Source organism: Streptomyces sp. NPDC060002 (assembly GCF_042737245.1).
Lineage (GTDB): Bacteria > Actinomycetota > Actinomycetes > Streptomycetales > Streptomycetaceae > Streptomyces.
In genome coordinates this window covers 101326-116356 of sequence record NZ_JBHWUW010000011.1, presented here as the reverse complement: position 1 = coordinate 116356, position 15031 = coordinate 101326, and the positions used below count along the sequence as shown (strand labels likewise).

The window sequence follows — 15031 nt, the reverse complement described above, 5'->3', positions numbered from 1 at the left end:
CCCGCCCGGGCATGGACCCTCGGCTTTTGTCCGGGCGCCGCGGGGCGGTACGGTCGTCGATCGTAAGCACCATAGGGGAGGCGAAGGGCGTCGATGGCCATTGCCAAGGCCGAGCGGCTGATGAACCTGGCGCTGTGTCTGCTCGGGACGCGCCGCCCGCTCAGCAAGCGCGAGCTGCGCGACTCCATCGAGGCGTATGTCGAGACCTTCCGGTCGGGCAACGGCGCGGCGGACGACTCCTTCAACCGGATGTTCGAGCGGGACAAGGACGATCTTCGCGAGCTCGGCCTGGTCATCGAGACGGTGGAGAGCCTGGACGGCGAGATCGGCTACCTCGCCCGCCGCGACAGCAACCGTCTGCCGCCCATCACCCTCGACGCCGAGGAGGCCGCGGCGCTGGGCCTGGCCGCCAAGGTGTGGCAGCAGGCCCGGCTGGCGGGTGCCGCGAGCGGCGCCCTCCAGAAGCTGCGCGCGGCCGGGCTCCCCGAGGACGTCGACCCGTACGAGCCGCATGGCGCCCTGGAACCGCGGATTCCCGTCCACGAGGCCGCGTTCGAGCCGCTGATGCTGGCCTGCCGCGACCGCCGGCCCGTCATGTTCGACTACCGCAAGGCCACCGCCGCGCACCCGGAGCCCCGGCACGTCGAGCCATGGGCGCTGGAGTGCTGGCGCGGCCACTGGTACCTGGCCGGCTTCGACCGCGACCGGGGCGCCGAGCGCGTCTTCCGGCTGTCGCGGATCACCGGCAGGGTGCGCTCGCGCGGCGCGAGCTTCACCGCGCCGGTCCCCGACGTCGTCACCGTCCGTGAGACGGTCGCGAGCTGGGCGGGGGAGAACGCCGACCGCAGCGCGCTGATCCGGCTGCGGACGGACGCCGGGTACCCCTTGCGGGCGAAGGCCACCGCGGTGCGGGAACTCGGGGACGGCTGGGACGAGTTGGAGATTCCGTACGGGCACGGGCTGGACGCGTGGCTGGTGGAGTTCGGGCCGGACGTGGTGGTCCTCGATCCCGCCGAGCTGCGCGCGGACGTCGTGGACCGGCTACGGGCCGTGGCGAAGGGCTGAGGGGGAGCGAGCAACACAGTGGCAGGCAAACCGGTCAGGCCGACGAACGCCATCGACCAGACGCGGCGGATGCTCTCCCTGGTGACATATCTCAGGGAGCGCCCCGGCGCGCGGATCGAGGACGTGGCGCGCGCGTTCGGGATCACCGAGGACGAGCTGGTCTCGGACCTCGACGTGCTGCCCATGTGCGGCACCAGCTTCCGCGGCGGCGATCTCCTCGACATCGACACCGACGGCGAGCGCATCTGGTGGCACAACCCGGCCGCGCTCGGCGCGGAGGCCGCCGAGCCGCTGCGGCTGGCCGCCGACGAGGCGACCGCGCTGCTGGTGGCGGCCCGCGCGGTGTCCACACTGCCCGGACTGCGGGAGGGCGACCGGCAGGCGCTGCTGCGGGCGACGGCCAAGGTGGAGGCCTCCGCCGGCGAGGCGGCGGGCGCGAGCGCGCGGCTGTCGGTGACGTTCGAGTCGGAGGGCGGGGTCTTCGCGGACGTCGACCGGGCGATCTCCGAGCGGCGCCGGCTGTGGATCCGTTACTACTCGCCCGCTCGCGACCAGGTCACCGAGCGCGAGATCGACCCCATCCGGCTGGTCAGCGTCGGGCACACGTACGTGGAGGCCTGGTGCCGGCGCTCGGAGGCGCGCCGCACCTTCCGGCTGGACCGGGTCGCCGAGATCAAGATCCTCGACGAGCCGTCCGCACCGCCCGAGATCGAGCTCCGGGACCTGTCGGAGGGGCTCGTACAGCCGGCCGCCGAGGATCCGGAGGTCGTCGTCGAGGTCGGCCCGGGCGGCCGCTGGGTCGCCGAGTACTACCCGCACGACAGCGCAGATGAGCTTCCCGACGGCGGACTGCGTATTACCCTGCGCACGCCCGAACCCGCCTCGCTCAGGCGGCTGGCGCTGCGACTCGGCCGCGACGGCCGGATCGTCTCGCCGCCGGAGCTCGCCGACAGTGCCCGCCGGGCCGCCCGTGAGGCGCTGGCGGCGTACGACGGGATCGAGGCGCGGGGCGCGGCCGACGGGCCGCACGCGGTGCCCGGCGAGCAGCCGGGACCGCGGGGCGAAAGTCAGTTCGACGGGCGGGAGCAGGGGCTTTGAGCGAGTCGACGGCGTCCGGTGTGCGGGCCATCTCGGTGGCCTCCGCGTTCGGCGGTATGCGGAACGCGGGGCCGGTGCGCTTCCGGGCCGGGTGCCCGGACTGCCGGGGCGCCTTCGAGCTGGCCGCGAGTGCCCTGCGGCTGGCGATCGGCGCGTCGAGCCGGACCACCTTCTACTCCTTCACCTGCCCCGACTGCGGTGCCGCCGTGCGCAAGCCGGCCGGTGAGCGGATCGTCGAACTGCTCACCGGCGGCGGGGTCAGGACCCTGCGGCTGCAGACCCCGTAGGACGGTCTAGGCTCGGCCCATGTTCTGGCCGATGTTCGCGGTTGCCGTGGGTTTCGCAGGTCTCACCGTCCTCGCGGTGTTCGCCGTACGGGTTTTCTCGGAGGCCCGGCGTCTGGGACGGCAGGTCGCGGAGTCCGCGCGCCGGATCGACCGGGCGGCCCAGGATCTGGAACGGGCCGCCGCGAGCGCGGCCCGTGCTGTGGACACCCTGTGACGGCCGCTGTGGCGACTCTCGGGTAGTGCTGTGGGCGTCCTGTGAGTCCTGCGGCGAACGCGTTTTGGGCCACTTCGCCCTCCCGCCCCGGCAGGGAGGGCAGGTACGCTGCTGGTCGCGGTTCGGAGAACGAGGCCCGGACCGCGGACCGGGAGTACGCACGGGGATTGCCTCACGTTTACCCCTGAGCGTTACGATCGCTGTCAACACGATCGCTCGGACAGGTGTCCGACCGGTCGGACGGCAACCCGCCCCCGCAGCCTCGGTGAGAAGGTAAAGACTTATGTTCGGAAGGCTCGGCGCCCCCGAGATCATTCTCATCCTCGTCGTCGTCATCCTGCTGTTCGGCGCCAAGAAGCTTCCCGACATGGCGCGCTCGCTCGGCAAGTCCGCTCGCATCCTCAAGAGCGAGGCGAAGGCGATGAAGGAAGAGGGCGGCAGCACGGCCACCCCGGCCGGCCCGCCCAACAACGACGAGCAGCCCCCGGCTCAGCGCACCATCCAGGCTTCCCCCGGCGACGTGACCAGCTCCCGTCCGGTCACCGAGCCGACGGACACGACCAAGCGCTGACGCAGGGCCGGTGACCTCCGGCCCGCCGCACGAGATGGGAACGTGGGTTGCTGAAGCCTGCCCGCAAACAGGAGAAGGACCCCGAGGGGCGGATGCCCCTCGCGGATCATCTTCGTGAGCTCCGCAACCGGCTCGCGAAGGCGATGCTGGCCATCGTCCTCGTGACGGTCGTGGCCGCCTTCTTCTACAACGACATCATCAACTTCCTCACCAAGCCGATCCTCGACTCGGTCGGCTGCGGGAAGACCTTCGAGGAGATCGCGGGCCAGCTCAAGTCCGGCGACTCCACGAACAAGTGCGCGAGCATCACGATCAACGGTCTGCTCGCGCCCTTCACGCTGGCCCTCCAGGTCTCCCTGATGGCCGGGGTCGTCTTCGCCTCGCCGGTCTGGCTCTACCAGCTGTGGGCCTTCATCGCCCCCGGTCTGCACAATCACGAGCGCAAGTACGCGTACGCGTTCGTCGGCATGGGCGCCCCGCTGTTCATGGGCGGCGGCTACTTCGCCTACCGGGTGCTGCCGACCACCGCGAAGGTGCTGATCGACTTCACCCCGGGCGGCGTCAGCAACCTGCTGCCGCTGGACGACCTGCTCCAGCTGGTCACGCGCATGGTCGTCGTCTTCGGCCTCTCCTTCGAGCTCCCGCTGCTGCTGGTCTTCCTCAATCTCACCGGCATGGTCACCGGCCGGCGCATGCTCGGCTGGTGGCGAGCCATGATCATCGGCATCACGGTGTTCGCCGCCGTCGCCACGCCCAGCACCGACCCCATCTCGATGCTGGCGCTCGCCGGACCGATCTGGATCCTGTACTTCGCAGCGACAGCCTTCTCGCTGCTGAACGACCGGCGCAGGCGCCGCCGCGACGCGCTGGGCCCCGCCGACGACGAGGCCTCCGAGCTGGACCTCAGCCCCGAGGCCATCGGCGAGGTCGAGTCGGTGACCGCGAGCCGCGCGCTGCCGGAACAGACGAGCACGGACCGCGTCAACGGTTATGACGACGTGACCTGAGAGGCGTCGAAGAGATCTTGAGGTCATCCCCGTGACCAGCGAGATCATCCTCTTCGTCAACCCCGCGGCGGGCCGCGGCCGGGGCGCTCACTCAGCGCCGCCGGCCGCTTCCGCGTTGCGGGCGGCCGCTACACGGTGCACACGGTCCTCGGCGCGAACGCCGAGGACGCCCGCGCGCGCGGCGCCGTCGCCGTCGGCACCGGCGCCCTGATCGCCGTCGGCGGTGACGGTCTGGCCCACCTCGCGCTCCAGGCCGTCGCCGGCACCCGCACCCCGCTCGGCCTGGTCGCCGCCGGCACCGGCAACGACTTCGCCCGCGCCGCCCCTCGGTCTGCCCGTCCGCGATCCGGCCGCCGCGGCCCGGCTGGTCGCCGACGCCCCCAAGGGCGCCCGGATCCGCGACATCGACCTCGGCCTCGTGGGCGACCGCTGGTTCGGCCCCGTCCTCGCCTCCGGCTTCGACTCCCGCGTCAACGACCGGGGCAACCGCATGCGATGGCCCACCGGACGTGCCAGGTACGACCTCGCGATGCCGGCCGAACCGGCCGCGTTCTGCCCGTTCCCGTACCGGATCACGCTCGACGACGGAGCCGTCCGGGAGGTCGAGGCCACCCTCGTCGCCGTCGGCAACGGTTCCTCCTGCGGGGGCGGCATGCGACTCTGCCCCGGCGCCGACCTCGCCGACGGACAGTTCGACGTCACGGTCGTCGGGGACCGCAGCCGGACGACACCGCTGCGGGTGTTCCCGGAGGTGTACCGCGGGACGCAGACCGACCATCCCGAGGTCACCGTGCACCGGGCGGCGAAGGCCGAGATCGCCGCCGCGGGCGTCTCGGGATACGCGGACGGGGAGCGGCTCGGGGCGCTGCCGCTGACCGCGCGGTGCGTGCCGGGCGCGGTGCGGGTCATCGGCCCCTGAAACGGGCTGCCCGTGCGCCCGTGAGCTGGGCGTACCAAGGTTTGGCAAGACCGGATCCGGATAATGATCGTCCTGTTGTCAGTGCGGCCCGGTACGCTCGAAAGCACGATGACAGAGGATCTCTCACCGGCCGAGCGGTACGCGGCAGCACGTAAGCGCGCCGTCGAGCAGGCCACCGCGCTCGCGTCCTTCCGCGAGATGTACGACTTCGGTCTCGACCCCTTCCAGATCGAGTCCTGCCAGGCGCTCGAAGCGGGCAAGGGCGTCCTGGTGGCCGCCCCCACCGGCTCGGGCAAGACGATCGTGGGCGAGTTCGCCGTCCATCTCGCCCTCCAGCAGGGCAAGAAGTGCTTCTACACGACGCCCATCAAGGCGCTGTCGAACCAGAAGTACTCCGACCTGTGCCGACGCTACGGCAGCGACAAGGTGGGCCTGCTCACCGGCGACAACAGCGTCAACTCCGACGCCCCGGTGGTCGTGATGACCACCGAGGTGCTGCGGAACATGCTGTACGCCGGCTCGCAGACCCTCCTCGGCCTCGGGTACGTGGTGATGGACGAGGTGCACTACCTCTCCGACCGCTTCCGGGGCGCCGTGTGGGAGGAGGTGATCATCCACCTCCCCGAGTCGGTCACCCTGGTCTCGCTGTCGGCGACCGTCTCCAACGCCGAGGAGTTCGGCGACTGGCTGGACACCGTGCGCGGCGACACCGAGGTGATCGTCTCCGAGCACCGGCCCGTGCCGTTGTTCCAGCACGTGCTCGCCGGGCGGCGGATGTACGACCTGTTCGAGGAGGGCGAGGGCCAGCGCAGAGCCGTCAACCCCGACCTCACGCGGCTGGCCCGCACGGAGGCGAGCCGGCCCTCGTACCAGGACCGCAGGCGTGGCCGCAACATGCGCGAGGCAGACCGTGAGCGGGAGCGCAGGCAGCGCTCGCGCGTGTGGACGCCGGGGCGACCCGAGGTCATCGAGCGGCTCGACGCGGCGGGGCTGCTGCCCGCCATCACGTTCATCTTCAGCCGCGCCGCCTGCGAGGCCGCCGTCCAGCAGTGCCTGCACGCCGGGCTGCGGCTGAACGACGAGGAGGCGCGCGCCGTGGTCCGCGCCCTGGTCGAGGAGCGGACCGCCGCCATCCCCCACGAGGACCTGCACGTCCTCGGCTACTACGAGTGGCTGGAGGGCCTGGAGCGAGGCATCGCCGCCCACCACGCGGGCATGCTGCCGACCTTCAAGGAGGTCGTCGAGGAGCTGTTCGTGCGCGGCCTGGTCAAGGCCGTCTTCGCGACCGAGACGCTCGCCCTCGGCATCAACATGCCCGCCCGCTCGGTGGTGCTGGAGAAGCTCGTCAAGTGGAACGGCGAGCAGCACGCCGACATCACACCCGGCGAGTACACACAGCTCACCGGCCGCGCGGGCCGACGGGGCATCGACGTCGAGGGGCACGCCGTCGTGCTGTGGCAGCGCGCGATGAGCCCCGAGCACCTCGCCGGGCTCGCGGGCACCCGCACGTACCCGCTGCGCTCCAGCTTCAAGCCGTCGTACAACATGGCGGTCAACCTCGTCGAGCAGTTCGGGCGGCACCGCTCGCGAGAGCTGCTGGAGACCTCGTTCGCGCAGTTCCAGGCGGACCGGTCGGTGGTCGGGATCTCCCGCCAGGTGCAGCGCAACGAGGAGGGGCTCGAGGGCTACAAGGCCTCCATGACCTGCCACCTCGGCGACTTCGAGGAGTACGCGCTGCTGCGCCGCGACCTCAAGGACCGCGAGACCGAACTGGCCAAGCAGGGCGCGAACCAGCGGCGCACCGAGGCCGCCGTGGCGCTGGAGAAGCTCAAGCCGGGGGACGTCATCCACGTGCCCACCGGAAAGTACGCCGGGCTGGCGCTGGTGCTCGACCCGGGGCTGCCCGCCGGCCGGGTCAACGGACACCGCGGCTTCGACCACCAGGACGGGCCGCGCCCGCTGGTCCTCACCTCCGAGCGGCAGGTCAAGCGGCTGGCCTCGATGGACTTCCCGGTGCCGGTGGAGGCGCTGGACCGGATGCGGATCCCGAAGTCGTTCAACCCGCGTTCGCCGCAGTCCCGCCGCGATCTCGCCTCCGCGCTGCGCACCAAGGCCGGGCACATCCCGCCGGAGCGGGCCCGCAAACAGCGCGCGCAGGCCGCCGACGACCGTGAGATCGCCCGGCTGCGCACCGCGATCCGCGCGCACCCCTGCCACGGCTGCTCCGACCGTGAGGACCACGCCCGCTGGGCCGAGCGCTACCACCGGCTGGTGCGGGACACCTCGCAGCTGGAGCGTCGTATCGAGGGGCGCACCAACACGATCGCCCGTACCTTCGACCGGATCGTGGCGCTGCTGACCGAGCTCGACTATCTGCGGGGCAACGAGGTCACCGAGCACGGCAAGCGGCTGGCCCGGCTCTACGGCGAGCTCGACCTGCTCGCGAGCGAATGCCTGCGCGCGGGTGTGTGGGAGGGGCTGGCCCCCGCCGAACTGGCGGCCTGCGTCTCGGCGTTGGTCTACGAGTCGCGGGCCGGGGACGACGCCATGGCGCCGAAGCTGCCCTCGGGCAAGGCGAAGGCCGCGCTAGGCGAGATGGTGCGCATCTGGGGCCGGCTGGACGCCCTGGAGGAGGACTTCCGGATCAGCCAGACCGAGGGCGTGGGGCAGCGCGAGCCCGATCTCGGTTTCGCCTGGTCGGCCTATATGTGGGCCTCCGGGAAGGGCCTCGACGAGGTGCTGCGGGAGGCGGAGATGCCCGCCGGTGACTTCGTGCGCTGGTGCAAGCAGGTCATCGACGTGCTGGGGCAGATCGCGGCGGCGGCTCCCGTCTCCAGCGAGGGCTCGACGGTGGCGAAGAACGCCCGCAAGGCGGTCGACGAGCTGCTCCGGGGGGTCGTGGCCTACTCGTCCGTGGGGTGATCTTGATCGGCGGCGGGCGCGGGCTGTGTGTGGTTGCTCGCGCCCGCGCGGCGGAGCCGCATACCGACGCAGCCCCGCGCCCCTGAAGTGGCCCCACCTCAGTGTTTGTCGAGATATGAGCGCCAGCCCCCGTACGCCGTGATGTCCTCCGCGTCGGTGAGCGCGGACGGTTCGCACAGGAAGCCGGGTACTTCGGTGCCGTCGGATAGTTGCACGCTGCCGAGGGCCATCGGGCGGGGGAGCGCGGCGAGCAGTCGGCCGAGACCCTCCGCCGGGAGGCGCCAGATCTCCACCTCGATCGCGGCGCCGCCCTCGCCCACACGCACGAGACCCGGTTTGGGCGGGGCCGTGCGCAGGGCGTGCAGGCGGTAGACCGGGGCCGTCGTGGTCGTGCGGTCCAGCACCGCTCCCAGGGACAGGAGTTGGAGGTTGAGGGGCTGGCCGGTCAGATGGGCGCCCACCACCGCCACGTACGCCTCGGGCCGCAGCAGGTCGGCGATCCGGGCCAGTCGGTCGTCCGTGAAGGCCGGGCCGACCAGCATCACACCGAAGGGCAGGCCGTTCACCTCGCCGGCCGGGACGGCCGCGGCCGCCAGGTCGAAGAGGTTGGTGGAGTTGGTGAAGCGGCCCAGGCGGGCGTTGGCGCCCAGGGGGTCGGCGGCGACCTCGGCGAGGGTGGGGTGGCCGGGGGCGGTGGGCAGCAGCAGGGCGTCCGAGTCGGCGAGTTCGGCCAGGGCGCGGGTGCGAAGGACCGTCAGGCGTTCGGTGTCCGTGTAGAGCCGGTGGGCCGGGATGTCCCGGGCCCGGGTGATGACGCCGGCGACCGTCGGGTCCAGACCCTCGCCGCCCTCCGCGGTCAACTTGTCGACGAAAGCGCCCACGGCGGTGTAGCGCTCGGCGACGAACGCGCCCTCGTAGAGCATCGCGGCGGCCTCGGTGAACGGGCTGAGGTCGATACCGCGGATCTCGGCCCCGGCCGCCTCGAGCCGCCGTACCGCCGCCTCGTACGCGGCCGCCCAGCCCGGATCCAGTTCGCCCAGCTGGTCGAGGGGCGGGACCGCGATCCGCCAGGGGCCGGGACCGCGGGCGGGGAGTGCGGGCAGCGTTCGTCCGGCCGGCGACGCCATGTGGGCCAGGGCCCGCTCCGCCTCGGGGAGCGTGCGGGCGAACACCGTCACACAGTCGATCGAGGCGCAGGCCGGGACCACGCCCTGGGTGGGGACCAGGCCGCGGGTGGGCTTGAGGCCGACGATGCCGTTGAAGGCGGCCGGGACCCGCCCCGAACCCGCCGTGTCCGTGCCCAGGGCGAGGTCGACGATGCCGAGGGCCACCGCGACGGCCGAACCGGAACTGGAGCCGCCGCTCACCCGCGACGGGTCGACGGCGCCCCGCACCGCGCCGTGCGGGGAGCGGGTGCCCACCAGACCGGTCGCGAACTGGTCCAGGTTCGTGGTGCCCAGCACCAGCGCGCCGGCCGCACGGAGGCGGGCGACGGCCGGGGCGTCGGCGGCGGGCCGGTAGGCGTACGCCGGGCAGCCCGCGGTGGTGGGCAGTCCGGCCACGTCGATGTTTCCCTTGACGGCGAGCAGCCGGCCGGCGAGGGGGAGGCGCTCGCCCCGCGCCAGCCGTTCGTCGAGCGTGCGGGCCTCGGACTCGACGTCCGCCGGCGGCCGGAGATCGATCCAGATCTCCGCGCGGTCCGTGGCCTCGATGCGGGCGTACGCGGCGCGGACGCGGGAGACGGTCGTGGACATGGGGGCTCCTTGCAAGGACTCTGGTCGGGTCGGCTCGGTCAGCTTGCGGCCGGGGCCAGGACGAGCAGCGCCGTCCCCGCCTCGACCTGGTCGCCGGGTCGGGCCAGGACCTGCGCCACCACGCCGTCGACCGGCGCGTGCACCCTGGACTCCATCTTCATCGCCTCCAGGGCGAGCAGCGGCTGCCCCCTCGTCACCTCGTCGCCCGGCGACACGTTCAACTGCCAGACGGAGGCGGCGAACTCGGCCTCGACCAGGCGGCCGCCCGGCGGTACCGCCACCTCGGCCGGGGGAGGGGCCGGCGCCTCGGCGGCCGCCGCCCGCGCGAACTCGCCCGCCGTCTCCCAGGCGTCCCGCTCAGCCGCGAACGCGGTCTGCTGACGGGACCTGAACTCCGCTATGGGGTCGGCGTGTTCGGTGAGGAAGCTCTGGTACTCGGCGAGCGAGAAGGCGCCTTCCTCGATGCGCGGCACGAAGCGACCCGAGGTGATGTCGGCCCGGAGTTCGAGGAGTTCGTCCGCGTCGACCGGATACCAGCGGATCCGGTCGAAGAAGCGCAGCAGCCAGGGAGAGCCCGGCTCGAACGCGCCCCGCTGCTGCCAGGGCGACCACACCTGAGTCGTCCGGCCCACGAACTGGTAGCCGCCGGGTCCCTCCATGCCGTAGACGCAGAGGTACGCCCCGCCGATGCCCACCGAGTTCTCGGCCGTCCAGGTGCGCGCGGGGTTGTACTTCGTCGTCACCAGACGGTGGCGCGGGTCGAGAGGGGTGGCGACCGGGGCGCCGAGGTAGACGTCTCCCAGGCCCAGGACCAGGTACTCCGCGGCGAACACCGTGTCGTAGACGTCCGCCACCGTGTCCAGGCCGTTGACCCGGCGGATGAACTCGATGTTCCACGGGCACCAGGGGGCGTCGTCGCGGACGCCCGCCATGTAGCGGGCGATGGCCTCGCGGGTCGCGGGGTCGTCCCAGGACAGCGGGAGGTGCACGGTGCGGGAGGGGACGACCAGCTCGTCCGAGGGCGGCAGGGCGGCCGTCATCTCCCTGACCACGGCGAGGAGTTCGCACTGGGGGAGGCGCTCGGGATCCGTCCGGATCTGGAGGGAGCGGATGCCCGGGGTGAGATCGGTGACGCCGGCCAGGTCCGCCGCGGCCACCGCCTCCATCAGCGCGTGGACCCGCATGCGCAGCGCCAGGTCCAGCTGGAGCGGTCCGAACTCGACCAGCAGGTTGTCGTCGCCGCTGCGCCGGTAGGTCACGTCGCCGTCCCGGGCCAGCACGCCCCCGTCGACGATCTCGGGGCGCGGCGCGCCGTCCACGTGCACCGGCGCGAAGCGGACCGTGTCGCCCGGGCGCAGCTGGCCCAGCTTCCAGCGCTCGGAGCCGATGACCGTCGCCGGGCACACGAACCCGCCGAGGGAGGGGCCGTCCGGGCCGAGCAGCACCGGCATGTCGCCGGTGTAGTCGACGGCGCCGACGGAATAGGGGGTGTCGTGGATGTTGGACGGGTGCAGACCCGCCTCGCCGCCGTCGCCGCGTGCCCAGCGCGGCTTGGGCCCGACCAGGCGCACACCGGTGCGGGCCGAGTTGAAGTGGACCTTCCAGTCGGCGGCGTAGAACTCGCGGATGTCGTCCTCGGTGAAGAACTCCGGTGCCGCGTGCGGGCCTTCGACCGCGCCGAGGTGCCAGACCGGGGTGAACTCCGGGCGGTCCGGGACGGGCACGGCGGTGCCCTCGACGACCGTCCCGCCGTGCAGGACGTCGCCCGTCCGCAGCGCCCGCCCGCCGTGGCCGCCGAACCGGCCCAGCGTGAACGTGCTCGCGCTGCCCAGGAACGCGGGGACGTCCAGGCCGCCCGCGAACAGGACGTAGGTCCGCAGGCCGTGCTCGCCGGGCGCGCCGATCTCCAGCAGGGCCCCGGCCGGCACGGTCACCGGCTCCCACCGCGCCACCGCCGCGCCGTCCAAGGTGACCGGGGCCGGCGCGCCCGTCACACACACCGTGGTGGCGTGGGTGAAGCGCAGGGCCGGACCCTGAAGGGTGCACTCCAGACCCGGGGCGCCCTCCAGGTTGCCGAGAGCCAGGTTGCCGAGGCGGAACGAGCGGTCGTCCATCGGGCCGGACGGCGGGACGCCGACCTGCCAGTGGCCGGTGCGGCCGGGCCAGTCCTGCACGGTGGTGAGCGTGCCGCCGGAGACGACCTCGACGCGGGGGGTCGGGTCGGTGACGGTGGCGAGGGTCGCCGTGGAGTGGGCCGCCGTCATGAACCGGGAGTCCGCCAGCGCCGCCCGGACCAGCCCGAGGTTCGTCTCGACGCCGTCGACGCGGGTTCGGGCCAGCGCCTCGTCCAGGCGTCGCAGCGCGTGCTCCCGGTCCGAGCCGTACGCGATCACCTTCGCGAGCAGCGGGTCGTACGACGTCGTCACCTCGGTGCCCGTCTCCACCCAGCCGTCGACGCGCACCCCGGCCGGGAACTCGACCCGTGTCAGCAGGCCGGCGCCGGGCCGGTGGTCGCGGCGGGGATCCTCCGCGTAGAGGCGTGCCTCCACGGCGTGGCCGCGGGGCGGCCCCGGGTCGCGTACGACGTCCCGCTCGCCGCGTGCCAGGCGCAGCATCCAGGCGACCAGGTCGACGCCGTAGATCTCCTCGGTGACCGGATGCTCCACCTGGAGGCGGGTGTTGACCTCCAGGAAGCAGGCCTCCTCGCGGGCCGCGTCGTAGACGAACTCGACGGTGCCGGCGGAGCGGTAGCCGACCGAGGCGCACAAGTCATGAGCGCTCGTGGCGAGTTGCTCTCGTATGCGAGAGGGCAGGCCGGGAGCCGGGGCCTCCTCCACGACCTTCTGGTTGCGGCGCTGGAGGGAGCAGTCCCGGTCGCCGAGGACGACGACCTCGCCCGCGCCGTCGCCGAAGACCTGCACCTCGACATGGCGGGCGTGCTCCACGAGCCGTTCCAGGAAGACTCCGGCGGAGGAGAAGGAGGCGGCGGCGACGCGCTGGACGCGCTCCCAGGCGTCGGCCAGCTCGTCGGCCGAGCGGCAGGCCGACATGCCGATCCCGCCGCCACCGCCGGTCGCCTTGAGCATGACCGGGTAGCCGATGAGCCGGGCCTGCTCCAGCGCCTCGGGCAGGTCCGCCAGGAGTCCGGTGCCGGGGGCCAGCGGCACCCCCGCCGCCTCCGCCGCCGCCCGCGCGGTGTGCTTGGCGCCGAACAGCTCCAGCTGCTCGGGCGTCGGACCGACGAAGACGATCCCCGCGTCGGCGCAGCGGCGCGCGAAGGCAGCGTCCTCGGAGAGGAAGCCGTAGCCCGGGTGGATGGCGCCCGCGCCGGTGTCCTTGGCCGCGCCCAGGACCAGGTCGGCGTCGAGGTACGACTCCTTCGCGGGGGCAGGGCCGAGCCGTACGGCCTCGTCGGCGAGCCGGACGTGAGGGGTGGAGCGGTCCGGGTCGGAGTACACCGCGACCGTGCGCAGGCCCAGGGCGCGGGCCGTGCGGATGACACGGACGGCTATCTCGCCGCGGTTGGCGACCAGCAGTTTGTCGAAGGTCATGCCGCGTCCCCGTCCCGTTCGTCGCGCTCGGCGTGCCGGCCGGGTCCGGTGATCGTCATCTCCACCGCCGTCGGCTCGAAGCCGTTGCAGGGGTTGTTGATCTGGGGGCAGTTCGAGACCAGCACGAGGACGTCCCGTTCGGCGCGGAGCGTGAGCGAGAGGCCCGGCGCGGAGAGTCCGTCGACGATGCCGAGGGTGCCGTCCTTCTCGACGGGCACGTTCATGTACCAGTTGATGTTGGAGACCAGGTCCCGCTTGCCCAGGCCGTGCCGGGCGCCCTCGGCGAGGAAGTTGTCCACACACGCGTGCTGCGCGTAGGTGTGGTGGCCGTAGCGCAGGGTGTTGGACTCCTTGGAGCAGGCGCCGCCGACGGTGTCGTGGCGGCCCACGCCGTCGGCCGTCACCGTCATCAGCGCAGTGTGCTCGCTGGACATCAGCACACTGCCCGTGGTGAGGAAGATGCCGCCCTGGGCGTGGATCGTGTCGGGCGCGCTGTAGCGCACGGACGTGTCGTGGGCGTCGTACACGAGGAAGTCGACGGCCTGGTTGCCGTGCAGGTCGGTGATGGTCAGCGTCTCGCCCTCGCGGAGGACGGCGGACCAGGAGGCGCGGGCCGCCACCACTGTCTTCGTGCTCATGCGAGCCCCCTCGCGGTCAGGAATTCGGCGGTGTTGAGGAAGGCGCGGCGGCCCTCGGGCGTGGCTTCCCACAGCGGGTCGCCCGGCCGGGTGGCCGCCGCCCGCCAGGCGAGGACCTCCAGTGGGGTGCTGACGTACCCCGGCCGGGGGTCGGCCGGGTGCGGCACGTTGGCGATCAGGACCGTCACGTCCTGTTCGGCGCGCAGGGTGACGCTGCCGCCCGGGCCGGCCGAGCCGGTGAAGTCGAGGGTGCCGTCGCCTCCGACCTCCACCCCCTGGAAGAAGGAGAGCGAGGGCGGCAGATCGCGCGGCTCCAGACCGTTCTTCGCGGCGGCCAGCTTGAACAGCTCCCGGCCGGCCGGGGAGGCGGACTGCGGGGTGCCGTCGCCGTAGCGCTCGGTGTTGCGTACGAGGGTGGAGGTGCCGCACAGGGCGTCGTGCCGGCCGGCGGTGTCGGCGACGACCGAGGCGAGGACGCGGCCCTGGTCGGACAGGAGCAGCACGCCCTCGCCGAGGTAGGCGTTCCACTGGACCTTGACCGTGTCGGCGACGTTCAGCCGCTCCCAGGGGCGGCCCTCCGCGTGCAGCAGCAGATGGGCGCAGGCGTCGCCGTGCAGGTCGGTCAGGCGCAGCTCGGTGCCGCGCGCGAGGACCCGGTGGGTGTAGTTGCCGCCCGCGACCGTCTCGGCCCACACCAGGTGGCCCGCCTCGCAGGGCGGTTCCTGCCAGTCCCGGGCCGGGACGACGGGCATGGCCTCGGCATGGGCGCCCTCCTGCGCCCGGGCGTGGGCGCGTGCTCCGTATGTGGTCGCTGTCGCCGCCATCGCGGACCTCCGCAGCTCGGTTGCGTCGCTGTCCCGGTATTTCTGTCGCCCGACAGAAATTAGGTCCGGGGCGGGTCGCCGCCGTTGCCCGCCGGTTGCGGGACGGTTACCGACTCCTCACCCGGTCGCCCTCGCCGGATCGCCCGGAGATCGCCGTCCGGGGCCGTGTGCGAGGATCGAA

11 protein-coding genes and 1 pseudogene are annotated in these 15031 nt (G+C 72.8%); 8 read left to right on the top strand and 4 right to left on the bottom strand.

Going from position 1 to position 15031, the window contains the following annotated elements; genetic code table 11:
* Window positions 1-93 precede the first annotated feature (93 nt).
* From ACFWBD_RS13410 to ACFWBD_RS13375, 8 genes and pseudogenes are all read left to right on the top strand, one after another.
* Window positions 94-1065: a helix-turn-helix transcriptional regulator gene (locus tag ACFWBD_RS13410; RefSeq protein WP_385666451.1), complete on the top strand. Its 972-nt coding sequence runs from the start codon at window positions 94-96 to the stop codon at window positions 1063-1065.
* 18 nt (window positions 1066-1083) lie between these two features.
* Entirely contained in the window at window positions 1084-2163 is a 1080-nt protein-coding gene (locus ACFWBD_RS13405) for a helix-turn-helix transcriptional regulator (RefSeq protein WP_385666449.1), read from the top strand.
* Entirely contained in the window at window positions 2160-2450 is a 291-nt protein-coding gene (locus ACFWBD_RS13400; protein ID WP_385666447.1) for a hypothetical protein, read from the top strand. The genes ACFWBD_RS13405 and ACFWBD_RS13400 overlap by 4 nt, the downstream gene beginning before the upstream one ends.
* 19 nt (window positions 2451-2469) lie before the next feature.
* The gene (locus tag ACFWBD_RS13395; RefSeq protein ID WP_385666445.1) at window positions 2470-2664 is read left to right on the top strand and encodes a hypothetical protein; all 195 of its coding nucleotides are present in this window, start codon (window positions 2470-2472) and stop codon (window positions 2662-2664) included.
* 283 nt (window positions 2665-2947) lie between these two features.
* The gene (tatA, locus tag ACFWBD_RS13390) at window positions 2948-3235 is read left to right on the top strand and encodes a Sec-independent protein translocase subunit TatA (protein ID WP_351762481.1); all 288 of its coding nucleotides are present in this window, start codon (window positions 2948-2950) and stop codon (window positions 3233-3235) included.
* A gap of 47 nt (window positions 3236-3282) precedes the next feature.
* Complete coding sequence (gene tatC / locus ACFWBD_RS13385) at window positions 3283-4242, top strand: twin-arginine translocase subunit TatC (protein WP_385666443.1); 960 nt, start codon at window positions 3283-3285, stop codon at window positions 4240-4242.
* Window positions 4243-4273: 31 nt separating this feature from the next.
* Window positions 4274-5161: pseudogene (locus ACFWBD_RS13380) on the top strand (diacylglycerol kinase family protein).
* 63 nt (window positions 5162-5224) lie between these two features.
* On the top strand, window positions 5225-8083 hold the full coding sequence (locus ACFWBD_RS13375; RefSeq protein ID WP_385666441.1) for a DEAD/DEAH box helicase: 2859 nt from the start codon (window positions 5225-5227) through the stop codon (window positions 8081-8083).
* A 98-nt stretch (window positions 8084-8181) separates the two neighbouring features.
* On the opposite strand, the gene atzF is transcribed toward ACFWBD_RS13375, so the two are convergent.
* Genes atzF through ACFWBD_RS13355 form a run of 4 tightly spaced genes read right to left on the bottom strand, consistent with a single transcriptional unit; the run spans window position 8182 to window position 14850 of the window.
* Window positions 8182-9837, bottom strand: a complete 1656-nt coding sequence (gene atzF / locus ACFWBD_RS13370) for an allophanate hydrolase (RefSeq protein WP_385666439.1) — start codon at window positions 9835-9837, stop codon at window positions 8182-8184.
* A 38-nt stretch (window positions 9838-9875) separates the two neighbouring features.
* Window positions 9876-13388 carry a 5-oxoprolinase/urea amidolyase family protein gene (locus ACFWBD_RS13365; RefSeq protein ID WP_385666437.1) on the bottom strand — a complete coding sequence of 1171 codons (3513 nt, stop codon included), beginning with the start codon at window positions 13386-13388 and terminating at the stop codon, window positions 9876-9878.
* Window positions 13385-14026 carry an urea amidolyase associated protein UAAP2 gene (locus ACFWBD_RS13360; protein ID WP_385666436.1) on the bottom strand — a complete coding sequence of 214 codons (642 nt, stop codon included), beginning with the start codon at window positions 14024-14026 and terminating at the stop codon, window positions 13385-13387. The genes ACFWBD_RS13365 and ACFWBD_RS13360 overlap by 4 nt, the downstream gene beginning before the upstream one ends.
* Entirely contained in the window at window positions 14023-14850 is an 828-nt protein-coding gene (locus ACFWBD_RS13355; protein WP_385666434.1) for an urea amidolyase associated protein UAAP1, read from the bottom strand. The genes ACFWBD_RS13360 and ACFWBD_RS13355 overlap by 4 nt, the downstream gene beginning before the upstream one ends.
* Window positions 14851-15031 lie beyond the last annotated feature (181 nt).

What these genes read in the sequence shown, in the direction of transcription:
- ACFWBD_RS13375 (WP_385666441.1), top strand. Translation starts at nt 5,225, where the DNA reads ATGATCGTCCTGTTGTCAGTGCGGCCCGGTACGCTCGAAAGCACGATG.
- ACFWBD_RS13355 (WP_385666434.1), bottom strand. Translation starts at nt 14,850, where the DNA reads ATGGCGGCGACAGCGACCACATACGGAGCACGCGCCCACGCCCGGGCG.
- ACFWBD_RS13360 (WP_385666436.1), bottom strand. Translation starts at nt 14,026, where the DNA reads ATGAGCACGAAGACAGTGGTGGCGGCCCGCGCCTCCTGGTCCGCCGTC.
- ACFWBD_RS13395 (WP_385666445.1), top strand. Translation starts at nt 2,470, where the DNA reads ATGTTCTGGCCGATGTTCGCGGTTGCCGTGGGTTTCGCAGGTCTCACC.
- atzF (WP_385666439.1), bottom strand. Translation starts at nt 9,837, where the DNA reads ATGTCCACGACCGTCTCCCGCGTCCGCGCCGCGTACGCCCGCATCGAG.
- tatA (WP_351762481.1), top strand. Translation starts at nt 2,948, where the DNA reads ATGTTCGGAAGGCTCGGCGCCCCCGAGATCATTCTCATCCTCGTCGTC.
- ACFWBD_RS13365 (WP_385666437.1), bottom strand. Translation starts at nt 13,388, where the DNA reads ATGACCTTCGACAAACTGCTGGTCGCCAACCGCGGCGAGATAGCCGTC.
- ACFWBD_RS13410 (WP_385666451.1), top strand. Translation starts at nt 94, where the DNA reads ATGGCCATTGCCAAGGCCGAGCGGCTGATGAACCTGGCGCTGTGTCTG.